Origin of the sequence: Streptomyces sp. NPDC046870 (assembly GCF_040704595.1) — a bacterium.
Taxonomy (GTDB): domain Bacteria; phylum Actinomycetota; class Actinomycetes; order Streptomycetales; family Streptomycetaceae; genus Streptomyces; species Streptomyces argyrophylli.
Window position 1 is genome coordinate 167,037 of sequence record NZ_JBEYXM010000006.1, and the last position, 18,321, is coordinate 185,357.

Consider the following 18,321-nt stretch of genomic DNA (forward strand, 5'->3'; position numbering starts at 1 on the left):
GGGAAGTGCACCCGAGGGGAATTCGCCGGCAGCGGAGCGGCCGAATTCCGCTGACCGACCGCACAGTTGACACTGTGACGTTCCCCACGTCGACGGGGCTCGACAACGTCGGCAGAGTGTGCTGGCTGCGCCAGCCCAGGGTGTTTCCGTGCGACCTTGTGTCCCGATTGATGGGAAGCTGCACTAATCCTGCCGCTGTCGGGTTTTCGGTGTGTCCGCGGCCGGTTCCACTGCGTGATGGGGGGTCAACTCACGCGGCTGCGAACCCGGCTGCGGGCGCGGACTAATCTCATCGCGAGAACATCGCCGAGAACCCCCGTGATCCGCCGCGTCACCCCTGCATGCCGGATACACGGACCCGAACAGCTCTGGAGAAACTCCCGCATGAACCGCAAGACTTTGGTGCTGCCGGCGCTGGCCGGCCTGCTCACCCCGGTTCTCGCCGCGTGCGGCGGATCCGACAGCGGGAGCAAGAGCGGTGACGCCATCGTCGTCGGTACCACGGACCAGTTCACGGCCACGAAGGAAGCCCCGGCGCCGCTCGACCCGGCCTTCGCCTACGACGTCGGCACCTGGAACATCCTGCGCCAGTCCGTGCAGACCCTGATGGCCCAGCCCAAGGGCGAGGGCGACCCCGTCCCGGACGCCGCCGAGAGCTGCTCCTTCACCGACAGCGGCAGCGAGCGCTACGCCTGCAAGCTGCGCGAGGGCCTGAAGTTCGCGAACGGCGACCCGGTGACCGCCGCGGACGTCAAGTACTCCATCGAGCGTGCGCTGCGCATCAACGTGGCCGGCGGCCCGGCCGCCCTGCTGAACACCATCGACACCGTCGAGACGCAGGGCGAGCGCGAGGTCATCTTCCACCTCAAGACGGCCGACGCCACCTTCCCCTACAAGCTGTCCACTCCGGTCGCGGGCATCGTCAACCCGAAAGACTACGCGAAGGACAAGCTGCGGGACGGCTTCGAGATCGACGGCTCCGGCCCGTACACCTTCAAGGCCGACGTCAAGGACAACGCGATCGTCGACGCGACCTTCACCAAGAACCCCAACTACAAGGGCGGCGTGACGGTCAACAACGACAAGGTCGAGCTGCGCTCCTTCACCGACGCCGACGCCATGGCCGCCGCGATCGACAAGGGTGACATCGACGTCATGACCCGCACCATGTCGCCCGCGCAGATCCAGAAGCTGGACGCCGGCACCGACGAGAACGTCGACCTGGTCGACATGCCCGGCCTGGAGATCCGCTACCTGGCCTTCAACACCGACGCCACCAGCGTCAAGTCCAAGGCCGTGCGCCAGGCCATGGCCCAGCTCATCAACCGCGGCGAGCTGGTCTCCAAGGTCTACGGCACCCAGGCCGAGCCGCTGTACTCGCTCGTCCCGGCCACCGTCACCGGCCACTCCAACTCGTTCTTCAACAAGTACGGCAACCCCAGCGTCGACAAGGCCAAGTCGCTGCTCACCAAGGCCGGCATCACCACCCCGGTCAAGCTGACCCTGCACTACACCACCGACCACTACGGCTCGGCCACCAAGCAGGAGTTCGAGGTGCTGCAGAAGCAGCTCAACGACAGCGGCCTGTTCGACACCACCATCCAGGGCCACCCCTGGAAGACCTTCCGGCCCGCCGAGCAGAAGGGCCGCTACGACGTCTACGGCATGGGCTGGTTCCCGGACTTCCCGGACGCCGACAGCTTCATCGCGCCCTTCCTCGACAAGGACAACACCCTCGGCTCGCCGTACAGCAACAGCACCATCCAGCGCACGCTGATCCCGCAGTCCCGCCGCGAGGCCGACCGGCTCAGCGCCTCCAAGAGCCTGAACGAGATCCAGGACATCGTCGCCGACGACGTCCCGGTCCTGCCGCTGTGGCAGGGCAAGCAGTACGTCGCCGCGCGGGACGACGTCACGGGCGTGGCCTACGCCCTCAACTCCTCCTCGACGCTCCAGCTCTGGGAGCTCAGCCGCGGTGTGAGCGGCTGACGCGAGGGCTGACGCCCGGTACGGCAGAGGCGCCCTTCCCCATCGGGGGAGGGCGCCTCTCGTCGTCGTACCGCTGTTCCTCCCCGGCCTACTGCGCGCCGGGACGCACCAGACCGCTCTCGTACGCGTACACCGCGGCCTGCACCCGGTCCCTGAGCCCCAGCTTGGTGAGCACATGGCCCACATGCGTCTTCACGGTCGTCTCGCTGACGAACAGGTCGGCCGCGATCTCCGCGTTGGACAGCCCGCGCGCCACCAGCTTCAGGACCTCCACCTCGCGGTCGGTGAGGGTGTGCAGGGTGTCCGGCACCGGCTCCTCGCCGGACGGCAGGTGCGTGGCGTACTTGTCGAGCAGCCGCCGGGTGATGCTCGGCGCGAGCATGGCCTCGCCGGCCGCGACCACCCGGATCGCCTGCACCAGCTCGTTGGCGGGCGCGTCCTTGAGCAGGAAGCCGCTGGCCCCGGCACGCAGCGCCTCCACCACGTACTCGTCCAGGTCGAACGTGGTCAGCACCAGCACCTTGGCCGGGCCGTCCCGGCCGGGCCCGGTGATCTGCCGGGTGGCCTCCACACCGTCCATCCGCGGCATCCGGATGTCCATGAGCACGACATCCGGCTGCAGCGCGCGCACCTGGTCGAGGGCCTGCAGGCCGTCACCGGCCTCGCCGACGACCGCGATGTCCTGCTCGGCCTCCAGGATCATCCGGAAGCCGGTGCGCAGCAGGGGCTGGTCGTCGACCAGTAGGACGCGGATGGCCACGTGACACTCCTTCGCTAGTCCGGGCCCATTCTGCCCTGCCGGCGTCCGCGGGCTCACACGGTCCCGGCCCCCGGCGCCGTGACCGGCAGCGGGTAGGGCGGGGGAGTGCCGCCGAACTCCGGGCAGTGCGCCTGGTGGTCGCACCAGCCGCACAGCTTGGTGGGCCGGGGCCGCCACTCACCGCTCCGGGTGGCCTGCTCGATGGCCTCCCACAGCGCGTGCAGCTTGCGCTCCACCCGCTCCAGGTCGGCGAGGACGGGGTCGTACGTCAGCACGTCCCCGCTGCCCAGGTAGACGAGCTGGAGCCGGCGCGGGACGACCCGCTTGAGCCGCCACACCACCAGGGCGTAGAACTTCATCTGGAACAGCGCGCCCTCGGCGTACTCGGGCCGGGGGGCCTTGCCCGTCTTGTAGTCGACGATGCGCACCTCGCCGGTCGGCGCCACGTCCACCCGGTCGATGATCCCGCGCAGGCGCAATCCCGACTCCAGCTCGGCCTCCACGAACAGCTCGCGCTCGGCCGGCTCCAGCCGCGTGGGGTCCTCCAGCGTGAACCAGCGCTCCACGAGCCGCTCGGCCTCGGTCAGCCATCCGGCCAGCCGCTCACCCTCGGGGTCGTCGGCGAACAGCTCGGTCACCTCGGGGCGGCTCTCGCGCAGCCGGTCCCACTGACCCGGGATCAGCGCCTTGGCGCGCGGTGCCGTCCGCTCCCCGGCGGGCGCGTCGAACAGCCGCTCCAGCACCGCGTGCACCAGCGTGCCCCGCGTGGCCGCCTCGCTCGGTTTCTCCGGCAGCCGGTCGATCACCCGGAACCGGTACAGCAACGGGCACTGCATGAAGTCACTGGCCCGGGAGGGCGACAGGGAGGCCGGCGCGACGGCGCTCCGCTCCTCGCCCGCGCCGCCCCTGGCCGGGGGCGGGACCGGGGCCGTCCGCGGCGCCGCTTCCCCCGCCAGTTCCGTGGCCGCAGGCATCGCGGGGTCCGGCGTCGGGAGTGGGGTGGCCGGGGGCGTCCGTCCGGCGTCGCCCGGCTGGGCCGCCGCCTCGTCGATGCTGCTGTCCATGCCCACAGACCTTACGGCCCACCACTGACAGTGACCCAGCCGCCGCCCGCACCGGCCGCGCGTTGCCGGGGCGAACACAGGGTGCCGGGGCGAAACGTGCCGCCACCGCCGCATACCATCGACTGGAGACCCTTCCGCACCGGCAGGTGCGGAAGGACGCTTCGAACGAGGGGACACCGTGGACGTGAGCGGCGGGAGCGGGCAGCCGCGGTCCGGCAACGACGAGCCGGCCGAGCACTCCGCTGACCCTACGGCCCCGGCGACCGGACCCACCGGCCACCCGGACCCGGAGCCCGGCCCCCCGCCCTCCGCCGGCCGGCCGGCGGAGGAGGCCAAGGGGGGCAGGACGGGAACGGGCGGCGAAGAGGGCACGAAGCCCCGTACGAGCGGCGGCACCACCGACACGGCCGGCACCCCCGAGCCCGACGCCACGGCCTCCCGGCCCGACGCGGACGGCACACCCCATCTGGACAGCGCCCCCGCCACCCCGGCCGAGCGGGATCATCGGACTCCGGCCGAGCCTTCCCGGCAGGGCCCCGCCCCGGCCGAGCCGGACCGCCGGGCCGCGGGCCACCGAACCTCCGCTGAGCCCCCCGGGCAGGGCGCCACCCCGGCCGAGCCGGACCACCGCGCCCAGGGTGACTCTGCCCGGCCCGCCCCCGCATCGGCCGAGCGGGATCACCGGACCCCGGCCGAACCGCACCACCGCGCCCCGGACCACCGAACCTCCGCCGAGCCCCCCCGGCAGGGCCCCGCCCCCGAGCACCGTTCCCTCGCCCACTCCGGTATCGCCAAGGGTGAGCCGCCCGAGCCGCGGCCGAAGGAGCCCGGTGGCGGCATTCTCATGGGGCGTCCCTTCGGCGTGCCGGTCTACGTCGCGCCGAGCTGGTTCCTCGTCGCCGCGCTGATCACCTGGGTCTTCGGCGGACAGCTCGACCGGGTGCTGCCCGAGCTGGGAGCCGCCCGCTACCTGGTCTCCCTCTTCTTCGCCGTCGCCTTCTACGCCTCCGTCCTGGTCCACGAGCTGGCCCACACGGTCGCCGCGATCCGCTTCCGGCTCCCCGTCCGCCGCATCCAGCTCCAGTTCTTCGGCGGCGTCTCGGAGATCGAGAAGGAGGCCGAGACCCCGGGCCGGGAGTTCGTGCTGGCCTTCGTCGGCCCGCTGCTCTCCCTGGCCCTGGCCGGCCTGTTCTACCTCGCCATGAAGCCCGTGGAGCCCGGCACCGTGCCCGGCGTCCTGCTGGCCGGGCTCATGATCTCCAACCTGATCGTGGCGATCTTCAACCTCCTCCCCGGCCTCCCGCTCGACGGCGGCCGTATGCTCCGCGCCGTCGTCTGGAAGATCAGCGGCAAGCCGATGACCGGCACGGTCGCCGCGGCCTGGGTCGGCCGCGCCCTCGCCGTCTCCGTCCTGATCGGCCTGCCCGTGCTCAACCAGTCCGGCGCCTTCGGCGGCGGCGGCGAGGACGTGGGCGGCATGGACACCGTCACCGACGCCCTGCTCGCCGCCATCCTCGCCGCGATCATCTGGACCGGCGCCGGCAACAGCCTGCGCATGGCCCGGCTGCGCGAGCACCTCCCCGAGCTGCGCGCCCGCACCCTCACCCGGCGGGCCGTCCCGGTGGAGAACGACACCCCCCTCTCCGAGGCGCTGCGCCGCGCCAACGCCGCCGGGGCCCGCGCCCTGGTCGTGGTCGACGCCGACGGCAACCCGCTCTCGCTGGTCCGCGAGGCCGCCATCGTCGGCGTGCCCGAGCACCGCCGCCCCTGGGTCTCCGTCAGCGGCCTCGCCCAGGAGCTCACCGACGGCATGCGGGTCTCCGCCGAGCTGGCCGGCGAGGAACTGCTGGACGTGCTGCGCGCCACCCCGGCCACCGAGTACCTGGTGGTCGAGGAGACCGGCGAGATCTACGGCGTCCTGTCCGCCGCCGACGTGGAGCGGGCCTTCGTGCGGGCCATGGCACGGCCGGCCTGACACCGCCGCCGTCCCCGCCCACGCGCACCCCCCACCCCCTCCGCCGGTCAAGCCCCCGGCGGGGAACCGGTAGGCTGGTCACATGTCCGAACCGACCGGTGCCGCCCGCAGGCGCGGGCCCTTCAAGGTCGGGGACCAGGTACAGCTGACCGACCCCAAGGGTCGCCACTACACGTTCACGCTCGAAGCCGGGAAGAACTTCCACACCCACAAGGGCTCCTTCCCGCACGACGAACTGATCGGCGCTCCCGAGGGCAGCGTTGTCCGGACCACCGGCAACGTCGCCTACCTCGCGCTGCGCCCCCTGCTCCCCGACTACGTCCTGTCCATGCCCCGCGGGGCAGCCGTCGTCTACCCGAAGGACGCGGGGCAGATCCTCGCCTTCGCCGACATCTTCCCCGGCGCCCGCGTCGTGGAGGCCGGCGTCGGCTCCGGCTCGCTCAGCAGCTTCCTGCTGCGGGCCATCGGCGACCAGGGCATGCTGCACTCCTACGAGCGCCGCGAGGACTTCGCCGACATCGCCCGGCAGAACGTGGAGCGCTACTTCGGCGGCCCGCACCCCGCCTGGCAGCTCACCGTCGGCGACCTCCAGGACAACCTGTCCGACACCGACGTCGACCGCGTCATCCTCGACATGCTCGCCCCCTGGGAGTGCCTGGAAGCCGTCTCCAAGGCGCTCGTCCCGGGCGGCATCCTGTGCTGCTACGTGGCCACCACCACCCAGCTCGCCCGGACCGTGGAGTCCATCCGGGAGATCGGCTGCTTCAACGAGCCGACCGCCTGGGAGACCATGATCCGCAACTGGCACATCGAGGGCCTGGCCGTCCGCCCGGACCACCGGATGATCGGCCACACCGGCTTCCTGCTCACCGCCCGCCGCCTCGCGGACGGCGTCGAGCCGCCCATGCGCCGTCGCCGCCCCGCGAAGGGCGCCTACGGCGAGGACTACGCCGGACCGAACGCCGACGGCGGCACCGGCCGCTGACCGGGCGCACACCGGTACAACGCGAGGGCGCCGTGCCTGAGTTCCCGGCCGCATCCGGGAACTCGGTCACGGCGCCCTTCCGTTGACACCACACCGGCATCGGCGCCTCGCACGCGCGGGCGGGTGCACGCGATCCGGCCGGCAATCCCCGACCCCCCCCGTTCCCGCGCACTGTGACGTGTGGCACCATGCAGCCCATCCCACCGGCACAGCCCTCACAGGAGACGCTCCTCGTGCAGCAATCCGCCGTTCCGGAGCTCGCGCACACCCACACCCGGCCCATCCACTGGGTCGCCACCGCCACGGCCGTCGCGGGTGTCGTGGCCCTCTCCTCGGTCGTCCAGCCCGGATCGGCCACGGCAGCCCAGTCCGCCCCCGCCCCCGGGGGCAGGTCCGCCGCAGCGGCCGTCGCCCCGCCGGGCACGGCCGGTGTGCGGTTCCCGCTGGACTGCGGACCCGTGAAGGCGGTGGTCGTCAAGAAGGCCACCGGAGACCTGGACGGCGACGGCAGGCCGGAGACCGTCGCGGTCGTGCACTGCGACGCGCCCATGGGCACCCCGCCCGACGGGGTCTACGTCCTCACCCGCTCCGCGAACGGCGGCAAGCCGCGCGTGGTCGCCACCCTCGTCGAGCCGAAGGAGCGGCTCACGGTCACCGACTTCGCGCTCCGCGCGCGTGCGGTCTCCGCCACGCTCCTCGGCTACTCCTCGGACTCCGTGCCCAGTTGCTGCCCGGACGTGAAGACCCCGGCCTCCTGGCGGTGGAACGGCAGCGCCTTCCTGCGCACCACCCCGGCCGGGACCCAGAGCGTCTGAACCGGGCTCACTCCGCGTCGGGCCCGTACACCTCGACCTTGTCCGAAACCCGGCGTACGTGGATGCAGTCGCCGGGGCACTCCTTGGCGGAGTCCACCACGTCGGTCAGCAGCGGCAGCGGCACCGGCGTGGTCGCCCCGGGGGCCTGGAGCAGCTCGTCGTCCGCGCCCTTCACGTAGGCGAGCCCGTCGATGTCCAGCTCGAACACCTCGGGGGCGTACTGGGCGCAGATCCCGTCGCCGGTACACAGGTCCTGGTCGATCCAGACCTCCAGCGCCTCGCCGCCCGGGGCCTCCTGCTGCACGGTCATCTCTCCTGCCGTCGGTTCGCCGGGCGGTCCGGGCACCCGAGGGCCAGCCGGGTCCGCTCCAGCGGCTGTTGAACACCCCCGACCCTACCTCCGCCCGAATTGTTGCCGTGTGGGACCGGTCCGGGGTTTCCGGCCCGGCCCGCTCGGGTACCAGCGCCGGACCGGGAAAGGGGTTCCCCGGCGGCCGGGTCGATCACTTCAGGCCGCCACGGCGGTCACACCATCCGCCGACACCGTCGCTCTGCGTGATGATCGTACGAGCGCTCTGTGTGCTGCCCGTATACGGGCCGATCGGTTGGGTGCGGACAACTCCGGTCAGTAATGAAGGGATTCGACCACGCCATGCATGGAACAAGCGGCTTTCCCTTCACGTTGAGTGGGTATCCCCTCCGTGCGAGGGAGTGTGCACCGGGTGACCGACGACACACCTTGACAGTCTTTGTGATCTAGGGGTTTCAATCGACACCCACCCAGGTAGGGTCTGGAAGCGTCCAGCTCCCCTTGGAGGAGGTGAGGACCGTGGCAGCCCACGACGACGACATGAACCGCGGCATCCGCCCGGGACGCGGGTCCGACGACCCGGCCGGGCAGATCGCCTACCTTGAGCAGGAGATCGCCGTCCTGCGCCGCAAGCTCGCCGACTCTCCGCGCCACACGAGGATTCTCGAAGAGCGGATCGTCGAGCTGCAGACCAACCTGGCCGGCGTGTCCGCCCAGAACGAACGACTGGCCAACACCCTCCGTGAGGCCCGCGACCAGATCGTGGCCCTCAAGGAGGAGGTCGACCGGCTCGCTCAGCCGCCGGCCGGCTTCGGTGTCTTCCTGCAGGCCAACGAGGACGGCACCGCGGACATCTTCACCGGCGGCCGCAAGCTCCGGGTGAACGTCAGCCCCAGCGTCGAGGTCGACGAGCTGCGGCGCGGCCAGGAAGTCATGCTCAACGAAGCGCTCAACGTGGTCGAGGCCATGGAGTTCGAGCGCGTCGGCGACATCGTCACCCTCAAGGAGATCCTGGAGGACGGCGAGCGTGCCCTGGTACTGGGGCACACCGACGAGGAGCGGGTGGTACGGCTCGCCGAGCCGCTGCTGGACGTCACCATCCGCCCCGGCGACGCGCTCCTGCTCGAACCGCGCTCGGGCTACGTCTACGAGGTCGTGCCCAAGAGCGAGGTCGAGGAACTGGTCCTCGAAGAGGTCCCCGACATCGGCTACGAGCAGATCGGCGGTCTCGGCAACCAGATCGAGGCCATCCGCGACGCGGTGGAGCTGCCGTACCTCTACCCGGACCTGTTCAAGGAGCACGAGCTGCGCCCGCCCAAGGGCGTCCTGCTCTACGGCCCGCCCGGCTGCGGCAAGACACTGATCGCCAAGGCCGTGGCGAACTCGCTGGCCAAGAAGGTCGCCGAGGTCACCGGCCAGGCGGCGGGCAAGAGCTTCTTCCTGAACATCAAGGGCCCCGAGCTGCTCAACAAGTACGTCGGCGAGACCGAGCGGCAGATCCGCCTCGTCTTCCAGCGTGCGCGTGAGAAGGCCAGCGAGGGCACCCCCGTGATCGTCTTCTTCGACGAGATGGAATCCCTCTTCCGCACCCGCGGCTCCGGTGTCAGCTCGGACGTGGAGAACACCATCGTCCCGCAGCTGCTCGCCGAGATCGACGGCGTGGAGGGCCTGCAGAACGTGGTCGTGATCGGCGCCTCCAACCGCGAGGACATGATCGACCCCGCCATCCTGCGCCCCGGCCGGCTCGACGTGAAGATCAAGATCGAGCGTCCGGACGCGGAGGCGGCGAAGGACATCTTCGGCAAGTACCTCACCGAGCGTCTGCCGCTGCACGCGGACGACCTCGCGGAGCACGGCGGCGACAAGGGCTCCACGGTCCAGGGCATGATCCAGACCGCGGTCGAGCACATGTACGCCGAATCCGAGGAGAACCGCTTCCTGGAGGTCACCTACGCCAACGGCGACAAGGAAGTCCTCTACTTCAAGGACTTCAATTCCGGCGCCATGATCGAGAACATCGTGGGCCGCGCCAAGAAGATGGCGATCAAGGACTTCCTGGAGAAGAGCCAGAAGGGTCTCCGCGTCTCCCACCTGCTCCAGGCCTGCGTGGACGAGTTCAAGGAGAACGAGGACCTGCCCAACACCACCAACCCGGACGACTGGGCCCGGATCTCCGGAAAGAAGGGCGAGCGGATCGTGTACATCCGTACGCTCATCACCGGGAAGCAGGGCGCGGACACCGGACGCTCCATCGACACGGTGGCGAACACCGGTCAGTACCTGTAACGGCAGGGCGGCTGCGGGTGCCCTCGGCGGGTACCCGCAGCCGACTGTTTTTCGGGCCACGACCGGAGCAGCCAATGACGCAAATGATCTCCCCACCAGCGCAAAGGCGTTCTAGGCTCGTTCCTGCCGCCGAGTCGCGCCGTGCGGGGACGGGCACCGCACACGCACCGGAGCGCCAGCGGTACGTGAGCGGCGCCCACGACCGAGGGTGCCGCCGGGCAAGGAGGGCCGCATGACCGTACGGCGAGTAATGGGCATCGAGACGGAGTACGGGATCTCCGTCCCCGGCCACCCGAACGCCAATGCCATGCTCACCTCGTCCCAGATCGTCAACGCCTACGCGGCGGCGATGCACCGGGCCCGCCGGGCCCGCTGGGACTTCGAGGAGGAGAACCCGCTGCGCGACGCGCGAGGCTTCGACCTCGCCCGGGAGGCCGCCGACTCCAGCCAGCTCACGGACGAGGACATCGGCCTGGCCAACGTGATCCTCACCAACGGTGCGCGCCTCTACGTCGACCACGCCCATCCCGAGTACAGCGCACCCGAGGTCACCAACCCCCGCGACGCCGTCCTCTGGGACAAGGCCGGCGAGCGGATCATGGCCGAGGCCGCCGAGCGGGCCGCGCAGCTGCCCGGCGCCCAGCCGATCCACCTCTACAAGAACAACACCGACAACAAGGGCGCCTCCTACGGCACGCACGAGAACTACCTGATGAAGCGGGAGACCCCCTTCTCGGACATCGTGCGCCACCTCACGCCCTTCTTCGTCTCCCGCCAGGTCTTCGCCGGGGCCGGCCGTGTCGGCATCGGTCAGGACGGGCACGAGCACGGCTTCCAGATCAGCCAGCGCGCGGACTACTTCGAGGTCGAGGTCGGCCTGGAGACGACGCTCAAGCGGCCGATCATCAACACCCGCGACGAGCCGCACGCGGACGCCGAGAAGTACCGACGGCTGCACGTGATCATCGGCGACGCGAACCTCTCCGAGATCTCGACGTACCTGAAGCTGGGCACGACCGCCCTGGTCCTGTCCATGATCGAGGACGGCTTCATCGCCGTGGACCTCGCCGTCGACCAGCCCGTGCGCACCCTCCACCAGGTCTCGCACGACCCCTCCCTCAAGCGACTGGTCACCCTGCGCAGCGGGCGCACGCTCACCGCGGTCCAGTTGCAGATGGAGTACTTCGAGCTGGCCCGCAAGTACGTCGAGGAGCGCTTCGGCGCCGACGCCGACGACCAGACCAAGGACGTCCTCAGCCGCTGGGAGGACACCCTCACCCGGCTGGAGAACGACCCGATGAGCCTGGCCGGCGAGCTGGACTGGGTCGCCAAGCGGGAGCTGATGGAGGGCTACCGCCGCCGCGACGACCTGGACTGGGACGCGGCCCGGCTGCACCTGGTCGACCTCCAGTACGCCGACGTACGGGCCGAGAAGGGCCTGTACAACCGCCTGGCGGCCCGCGGGCGCATGAAGCGGCTGCTGGACGAGTCCGAGGTCGACAGGGCCCGCAGGAAGCCCCCGGAGGACACGCGCGCCTACTTCCGCGGACGCTGCCTGGAGCAGTACGCGGACGACGTCGCGGCCGCCTCCTGGGACTCGGTCATCTTCGACCTCCCCGGCCGCGACTCGCTCCAGCGCGTTCCAACCCTGGAACCGCTACGCGGAACGCGAAATCACGTCAAGGAGCTCCTGGACCGCTGCCGTACCGCGGAAGACCTGGTCAGGGTCCTGTCCGGCGGGTGAGCGGAACCAGAAGGCTACCCGGTGGGTCCGGGCGGCCGGGGTGGAAACCCCACCGCCCGGGAATCATCGGGGTGGCCCCCGTACGTTGTGGAAACTGCGGGGCCGATGTCGGACCCGGCTTGTAGGGTCTGATCATCACCGATCGGCAGGCGAACTGAGCGGGGTGAGGTTATGGCGACCAAGGACACCGGCGGCGGCCAGCAGAAGGCCACCCGGTCCACGGAAGAGGTCGAGGAGCAGGCGCAGGACGCGCAGGCCTCGGAGGACCTCAAGGAGCGGCACGAGAAGCTGTCGGACGACGTGGACTCCGTCCTGGACGAGATCGACGACGTGCTCGAAGAGAACGCAGAAGACTTCGTGAGGTCATTCGTTCAGAAGGGTGGCCAGTAGGGCTCCTCGCCTTCGATTCGAAGGTAAGGGGTGGGAGTTCGGGCAGTGGAAGAGACGACATTGCGGCGCTGCTCGCGGTGCATGCGCAACCTGCCGCGGGCAGCTTTCGCCGGAAACAGGTCGATGCCCGACGGCCTTCAGGCGTACTGCCGTGAGTGCTCTGCCGAGTACTACCGGCAGCGCCGGCAGGCCAAGGGGAGGGTGGTTCGGCAGAGGGTGCCGGTCCCGCCCGGGCACAAGCGGTGTCCGCAGTGCGAAGCGATCAAGCCCCACTCCGAGTGGGAGCCGGGCGCCATGATCGCGGAGCAGCGAGGCATCTGTTGCATCTGTCTCGCGGCCCCCGCCGAGCATGTGGATCACTGCCACAAGACGGGTAGTGTCCGTGGCGTACTGTGCTTCAACTGCAACTCGGCCATCGGCAAATTGAGGGACGACCCCGAGGTTGGCCGTCGTGCCGTTGCCTACTTGGAAGGAACCTCGTGGAAGCCAACTCTCGTGGCACCGGGCGTCTACCAGCTGCCTTCCTGACGCCAGGATCCTCTTCGTTCATGGACTTCCTCGCCGAGCACCAGCCCGAGCTGCTGCCCGGCAACCGGCAGCTGCCGCCCACCAAGGGCGTGCTCGAGGCGCCGCACGGCACGACCATCGTGGCCGTGACGTTCCCCGGCGGCGTGGTGCTCGCCGGTGACCGCCGGGCCACGATGGGCAACGTGATCGCGCAGCGGGACATCGAGAAGGTGTTCCCGGCCGACGAGTACTCGGCCGTCGGCATCGCCGGCACCGCCGGCCTGGCCGTCGAGATGGTCAAGCTCTTCCAGCTGGAGCTGGAGCACTTCGAGAAGGTCGAGGGCGCCCAGCTGTCCCTGGAGGGCAAGGCGAACCGGCTGTCGACCATGATCCGCTCCAACCTCGGCATGGCCATGCAGGGCCTGGCCGTGGTCCCCCTCTTCGCGGGGTACGACCTGGACCGCGAGAAGGGGCGCATCTTCTCCTACGACGTCACGGGCGGCCGTTCCGAGGAGCACAACTTCGCGGCGACGGGTTCCGGCTCGATCTTCGCGCGCGGTGCGATGAAGAAGCTGTTCCGTGGCGACCTGACCGAGGAGCAGGCCACCACCCTGGTGGTGCAGGCCCTCTACGACGCGGCTGACGACGACTCGGCGACCGGCGGTCCCGATGTCGCCCGCCGGATCTACCCGATCATCACCGTGATCACCGAGGACGGCTTCCGCCGGCTCACCGAGGACGAGTCGTCGGAGATCGCCCGCGCGGTGCTCCAGAAGCGCCTGGAGGAGCCCGACGGCCCCAAGGCCGCCCTGCTCTGAGCGCGGGCCCGGTTCTTATCAAGGTGATCCAGTGACCATGACAGAAAGGGACGGATAACCGGTGTCGACGCCGTTCTATGTCTCACCCCAGCAGGCCATGGCCGACCGGGCGGAGTACGCCCGCAAGGGCATCGCCCGCGGCCGCAGCCTGGTCGTGCTGCAGTACGCCGACGGCATCGTCTTCGTCGGCGAGAACCCGTCCCGCGCGCTGCACAAGTTCAGCGAGATCTACGACCGGATCGGCTTCGCGGCGGCCGGCAAGTACAACGAGTACGAGAACCTGCGCATCGGCGGTGTCCGCTACGCCGACCTGCGCGGCTACACCTACGACCGCGACGACGTCACCGCCCGCGGCCTGGCCAACGTCTACGCCCAGACGCTGGGCACGATCTTCTCCTCCGCGGCCGAGAAGCCGTACGAGGTGGAGCTGGTGGTGGCCGAGGTGGGGGAGACCCCCGAGGGCGACCAGATCTACCGGCTGCCGCACGACGGTTCCATCGTGGACGAGCACGGCTCGGTTGCGGTGGGCGGCAACGCCGAGCAGATCAGCGGTTTCCTGGACCAGCGCCACCGTGACGGCATGAGCCTCGCCGAGGCCCTCAAGCTGGCCGTGCAGGCCCTGTCGCGGGACACCAACGGCAGCGAGCGGGAGATCCCCGCCGAGCGCCTGGAGGTCGCCGTCCTGGACCGCACGCGCCCGCAGAAGCGCAAGTTCAAGCGCATCGTCGGCCGCCAGCTCGCCCGGCTGCTGGCGGCGGACGGCGCGAGCACGGAGGCGGAGAGCGCGGACGGCCCCGACGACTCCGACGAGGAGTAGCCGCCCCGGCACGTGTCGCCGGGTGCCCCGGCCGGATCTCCGGCCGGGGCACCCGGCTTTTCACGCCGGCGCGCGTGGCGGCGCCGTGGAGCCCCGCACGACCAGCTCGACGGGGATGTCCCCGCCGTCCGGCTCCCGGCCCTCCAGGACCGCCAGCAGGGCCCGCATGCCCCGTTCCCCGAACAGCTCGGCGTCCAGCCGTACCGTCGTCAGCTCGGGGTCGAGCGCGGTGGCCAGGGCCAGGTCGTCCAGGCCGGTGACGGACATGTCGTCCGGGACGCGCAGCCCCAGCCGGCGCAGCGCCTTGTAGGCGCCGGCGGCGAGCTTGTCGTCGTCGCAGACCACCGCCGTCGGCCGGGGGCCCGGTGCGGTGAGCGCGGCCTCGGTGGCGGTGAGCGCGCCCTCGATGGAGATCGGGGCCCGTGCCGTGCGGACCTCGGTGCCCGGTACGGCGGCCAGGTGCGCGGCCAGCTCCCTGGCGCGGACCTCGAAGGTCCAGGAGGGTACGTCGGCGGCGAGGTGCAGCACGCGGCGGTGGCCGAGGGCCAGCAGGTGCGCGGCGACCTGCCGGACGCCGTCGGCGATGTCCAGGTTCACGGTCGCGGCGCCCAGGCTGCCCTCCGGGTCGCTGTCGAGCATGACCAGGGGCAGCTGGTCGCCCCGGATCGCGGTGAGGGCGTCGGCGGCCATCGAGGAGGCGATGACGCCGTCCAGGGCGGCCTGAGCGGAGGCGAAGGGGTCGCGGGCCGGGCCGATGCCCGCGGGGGAGGGGTACAGCACCACGCCGAAGCCGTGTTCGGCCGCCACGCGCGCGGCGCCGGTGTAGACGCCGGCGAAGAACTCCGTCGTCAGGGCGGGGACCACGAGCAGGACGGTACGGGTGCGGCCCAGCCGGAGGTTGCGGGCGGCGAGGTTGGGGCGGTAGCCCAGGTCGCGCGCGGCCTCGCGGACGCGCTCGGCGGTGGTCTCGGAGACCCGGCCGCGCCACTTGTCGCCCAGCACGAGGGAGACGGCGGCCTGGGAGACCCCGGCCGCCCGGGCGACGTCCCGGCTGGTCGGGCGCGTACTGCTGCGGGCCACCACATGACTCCCGGTCGTCTGGACGTGCGAATGCGCACATGGTACGTATGAACGAGAGACGTTATACGTAACACTTCCGGGCCCTCAGGGCGTCCCGGCGAGCCGCGGAGGGCAGCACATGGCCACGGGATACCTGGACATCCTGAGGGCGAGGCACGCCCTGCGGCTGCTCACCGGCACCCTGGTGGGCCGGCTGCCCAACGCCACCGCCGCCATCGCCCTGGTGCTCTTCGTCCGCGCCGAGGGCGGCAGCTACAGCCTCGCCGGCGCCCTGGCCGCCGTGTACGGCGTCGCCAACGCCGTCGGGCAGCCCGTGCTGGGCCGCCTCGTGGACCTGTACGGCCAGCCGCGCGTCCAGCTGCCCGCGGCCGTCCTCGCCGCCCTGGCCATGACCCTCTTCGCCTTCTCGGGCACCTCCCCGCTGCCGCTCGCCTACGCGGCCGTCGCGGCGGCCGGCCTGTTCACCCCGCCCCTGGAGGGCGGTCTGCGCGCGCTGTGGCCGTCCGTGCTGGGCCGTGAGGAGCAGGTGCACACCGCGTACGCCATGGACGCCATCGCGCAGGAGGTCATGTTCACCGCAGGGCCGCTGCTGGTGACCCTGTGCGTGACCCTGTGGGACGAGCGCGCCGCCCTCCTCGCGCTCAACCTGCTGGGCGTGCTCGGCGCGCTCTCCGTGGTGGTCTCGCCGCCCTCGCGCGCGTGGCGCTCGGCTCCGCGCGAGGCCCACTGGCTGGGCGCCCTGCGCTCGCCCGGCCTGCTCGTGCTGCTCGCCGCCTTCCTGTTCGTCGGCATCGCGCTGGGTTCCATCACGGTCGCCTCGGTGTCGTACGCGGACGGTCACGGCGGTGACGCGGTGTACGGCTGGCTGATGGCCGGGGTGGGCCTCGGGGCCCTGGCGGGCGGCACCGTCTACGGCGCCCGCGCCTGGGGCGGCGCGCCCGAACGGCGACTCCGGGTGCTGGTGGCCCTCCTGGCGGTGTGTTACCTGCCGCTGATGCTGACGCCCGGACCTGTGGCCATGGTGTTGCTCAGCGTGGTCGCCGGTGTCTTCCTCGCGCCCTGCATCGCCTGCGCGTTCATCATCGTCGACCGGCACGCCCCGAGCGGCACCGTCACCGAGGCGTTCTCCTGGCTTGTCACCACGTTCACCGTGGGCGCCTCGGTGGGAACGGGCCTGGCAGGGCCGGTGGTCCAGGCCGGTGGCACGCTGTGGGGCTTCGCGCTGCCGGGTGCCGCCGGGGCCGTGTCGCTGCTGGTCCTGCTCGCCACCGGACGGGTCCTCGCAGCTCCCGCGCGGGGCGGAATCGTTGCGGCTTCATCGGAAAATGATCCAAATCGTGCTGCCGAACCCCGTTTCAGCTCGGGGGATCGGGCGTAATGTTCCCTCATGGACCGCCGCATTTTCGGGCTGGAGAACGAGTACGGCGTCACGTGCACGTTCAGGGGACAGCGCCGCCTGTCTCCTGACGAGGTGGCGCGGTACCTCTTCCGCCGTGTCGTGTCATGGGGCCGCAGCAGCAATGTCTTTCTGCGAAACGGCGCCCGGCTCTATCTCGACGTGGGCTCACATCCGGAATACGCGACCCCCGAATGTGACAACGTGATCGAACTGGTCACCCACGACAAGGCCGGCGAGCGCATTCTCGAAGGACTCCTGGTGGACGCGGAACGACGCCTGCACGAGGAGGGAATCGCGGGCGACGTCTACCTCTTCAAGAACAACACCGACTCGGCGGGCAACTCCTACGGCTGCCACGAGAACTACCTGGTGGCCCGGCACGGGGAGTTCTCCCGGCTCGCGGACATCCTCATCCCCTTCCTCGTCACCCGGCAGCTGCTGTGCGGCGCCGGCAAGGTGCTCCAGACCCCGCGCGGCGCGGTCTACTGCGTCAGCCAGCGGGCGGAGCACATCTGGGAGGGCGTCTCCTCGGCGACGACCCGCTCCCGGCCCATCATCAACACCCGCGACGAACCCCACGCGGACGCCGAGCGCTACCGCCGGCTGCACGTCATCGTCGGCGACTCGAACATGTCGGAGACGACGATGCTGCTCAAGGTCGGCGCCACCGACCTGGTGCTGCGCATGATCGAGGCCGGCACCGTGATGCGCGACCTCACCCTGGAGAACCCGATCCGGGCGATCCGCGAGGTCAGCCACGACATCACCGGACGGCGCAAGGTGCGCCTGGCCAGCGGCCGGGAGGCGTCGGCGCTGGAGGTGCAGCGCGAGTACTTCGACAAGGCCGTGGACTTCTGCGACCGCCGGGGCATCCGCACCGGCACGGTCGCGCAGGTCCTGGAGCTGTGGGGCCGCACCCTCGAAGCGATCGAGAACGAGGAACTCGACCGCATCGAGACCGAGATCGACTGGGTCATGAAGTACAAGCTCATCGAGCGGTACCGGGCCAAGCACAACATGACGATGTCGCACCCGCGGGTCGCCCAGATAGACCTCGCCTACCACGACATCCACCGTCGTCGTGGCCTGTACTACCTGCTGGAGAGGAAGGGCCAAGCCGCCCGGATCTGCAACGACTTGAAGATCTTCGAAGGCAAGTCGGTCCCCCCGCAGACCACTCGCGCGCGGCTGCGCGGCGACTTCATCCGGCGGGCACAGGAACAGCGCAGGGACTTCACGGTCGACTGGGTGCACCTCAAGCTCAACGACCAGGCACAGCGCACCGTGTTGTGCAAGGACCCGTTCCGTTCGGTGGACGACCGGGTGGAAAAGCTGATCGCCGGAATGTAGTCACCGGGAGGTGATGCGGGAGGTGGGCCCGG

General features: G+C 70.7%; 16 protein-coding genes. 12 read left to right on the forward strand and 4 right to left on the reverse strand.

Going from position 1 to position 18,321, the window contains the following annotated elements:
- The first annotated feature begins 384 nt into the window (after window positions 1-384).
- Window positions 385-1,989: an ABC transporter substrate-binding protein gene (locus AB0946_RS16170; protein WP_366761237.1), complete on the forward strand. Its 1,605-nt coding sequence runs from the start codon at window positions 385-387 to the stop codon at window positions 1,987-1,989.
- An 88-nt stretch (window positions 1,990-2,077) separates the two neighbouring features.
- Here AB0946_RS16170 and AB0946_RS16175 read toward each other — a convergent pair whose 3' ends face one another.
- Both AB0946_RS16175 and AB0946_RS16180 read right to left on the reverse strand, forming a co-directional pair.
- Window positions 2,078-2,749 (reverse strand): response regulator transcription factor, encoded by a 672-nt coding sequence (locus AB0946_RS16175; protein WP_014671700.1) that lies wholly within the window; start codon window positions 2,747-2,749, stop codon window positions 2,078-2,080.
- 53 nt (window positions 2,750-2,802) lie between these two features.
- Window positions 2,803-3,813, reverse strand: coding sequence for a RecB family exonuclease (locus AB0946_RS16180; RefSeq protein WP_366761238.1), 1,011 nt, complete (start codon window positions 3,811-3,813; stop codon window positions 2,803-2,805).
- Between the two features lie 178 nt (window positions 3,814-3,991).
- Between AB0946_RS16180 and AB0946_RS16185 the strand changes: the two genes are divergently transcribed.
- From AB0946_RS16185 to AB0946_RS16195, 3 genes are all read left to right on the forward strand, one after another.
- Window positions 3,992-5,788: a site-2 protease family protein gene (locus AB0946_RS16185; RefSeq protein WP_366761239.1), complete on the forward strand. Its 1,797-nt coding sequence runs from the start codon at window positions 3,992-3,994 to the stop codon at window positions 5,786-5,788.
- Between the two features lie 82 nt (window positions 5,789-5,870).
- Window positions 5,871-6,773: a tRNA (adenine-N1)-methyltransferase gene (locus AB0946_RS16190; RefSeq protein WP_061921269.1), complete on the forward strand. Its 903-nt coding sequence runs from the start codon at window positions 5,871-5,873 to the stop codon at window positions 6,771-6,773.
- 233 nt (window positions 6,774-7,006) lie between these two features.
- The gene (locus tag AB0946_RS16195; protein ID WP_366761240.1) at window positions 7,007-7,588 is read left to right on the forward strand and encodes a hypothetical protein; all 582 of its coding nucleotides are present in this window, start codon (window positions 7,007-7,009) and stop codon (window positions 7,586-7,588) included.
- Between the two features lie 7 nt (window positions 7,589-7,595).
- On the opposite strand, the gene AB0946_RS16200 is transcribed toward AB0946_RS16195, so the two are convergent.
- Window positions 7,596-7,898 carry a ferredoxin gene (locus tag AB0946_RS16200; RefSeq protein WP_171157918.1) on the reverse strand — a complete coding sequence of 101 codons (303 nt, stop codon included), beginning with the start codon at window positions 7,896-7,898 and terminating at the stop codon, window positions 7,596-7,598.
- A 519-nt stretch (window positions 7,899-8,417) separates the two neighbouring features.
- On the opposite strand from AB0946_RS16200, the gene arc reads away from it, so the two are divergent.
- From arc to prcA, 6 genes are all read left to right on the forward strand, one after another.
- A complete protein-coding gene (arc, locus tag AB0946_RS16205) occupies window positions 8,418-10,184 on the forward strand; it encodes a proteasome ATPase (protein ID WP_366761241.1) in 1,767 nt (588 codons plus the stop codon).
- Between the two features lie 232 nt (window positions 10,185-10,416).
- Window positions 10,417-11,928 (forward strand): depupylase/deamidase Dop, encoded by a 1,512-nt coding sequence (gene dop / locus AB0946_RS16210; RefSeq protein WP_366761242.1) that lies wholly within the window; start codon window positions 10,417-10,419, stop codon window positions 11,926-11,928.
- 171 nt (window positions 11,929-12,099) lie between these two features.
- Complete coding sequence (locus AB0946_RS16215) at window positions 12,100-12,318, forward strand: ubiquitin-like protein Pup (RefSeq protein WP_030608326.1); 219 nt, start codon at window positions 12,100-12,102, stop codon at window positions 12,316-12,318.
- 294 nt (window positions 12,319-12,612) lie between these two features.
- Complete coding sequence (locus AB0946_RS16220; RefSeq protein ID WP_366761243.1) at window positions 12,613-12,846, forward strand: endonuclease VII domain-containing protein; 234 nt, start codon at window positions 12,613-12,615, stop codon at window positions 12,844-12,846.
- On the forward strand, window positions 12,798-13,643 hold the full coding sequence (gene prcB, locus AB0946_RS16225) for a proteasome subunit beta (protein ID WP_366761244.1): 846 nt from the start codon (window positions 12,798-12,800) through the stop codon (window positions 13,641-13,643). The genes AB0946_RS16220 and prcB overlap by 49 nt, the downstream gene beginning before the upstream one ends.
- A gap of 61 nt (window positions 13,644-13,704) precedes the next feature.
- Complete coding sequence (gene prcA / locus AB0946_RS16230) at window positions 13,705-14,460, forward strand: proteasome subunit alpha (RefSeq protein WP_366761245.1); 756 nt, start codon at window positions 13,705-13,707, stop codon at window positions 14,458-14,460.
- Between the two features lie 60 nt (window positions 14,461-14,520).
- Here prcA and AB0946_RS16235 read toward each other — a convergent pair whose 3' ends face one another.
- Window positions 14,521-15,540 (reverse strand): LacI family DNA-binding transcriptional regulator, encoded by a 1,020-nt coding sequence (locus AB0946_RS16235; protein ID WP_366761246.1) that lies wholly within the window; start codon window positions 15,538-15,540, stop codon window positions 14,521-14,523.
- Between the two features lie 118 nt (window positions 15,541-15,658).
- Here AB0946_RS16235 and AB0946_RS16240 point away from each other — a divergent pair, with 118 nt between their 5' ends.
- Together AB0946_RS16240 and pafA are read left to right on the forward strand one after the other, a co-directional pair.
- The gene (locus AB0946_RS16240) at window positions 15,659-16,918 is read left to right on the forward strand and encodes an MFS transporter (protein WP_366761247.1); all 1,260 of its coding nucleotides are present in this window, start codon (window positions 15,659-15,661) and stop codon (window positions 16,916-16,918) included.
- A gap of 9 nt (window positions 16,919-16,927) precedes the next feature.
- Window positions 16,928-18,289: a Pup--protein ligase gene (gene pafA / locus AB0946_RS16245; RefSeq protein ID WP_366761248.1), complete on the forward strand. Its 1,362-nt coding sequence runs from the start codon at window positions 16,928-16,930 to the stop codon at window positions 18,287-18,289.
- Window positions 18,290-18,321: the final 32 nt, after the last annotated feature.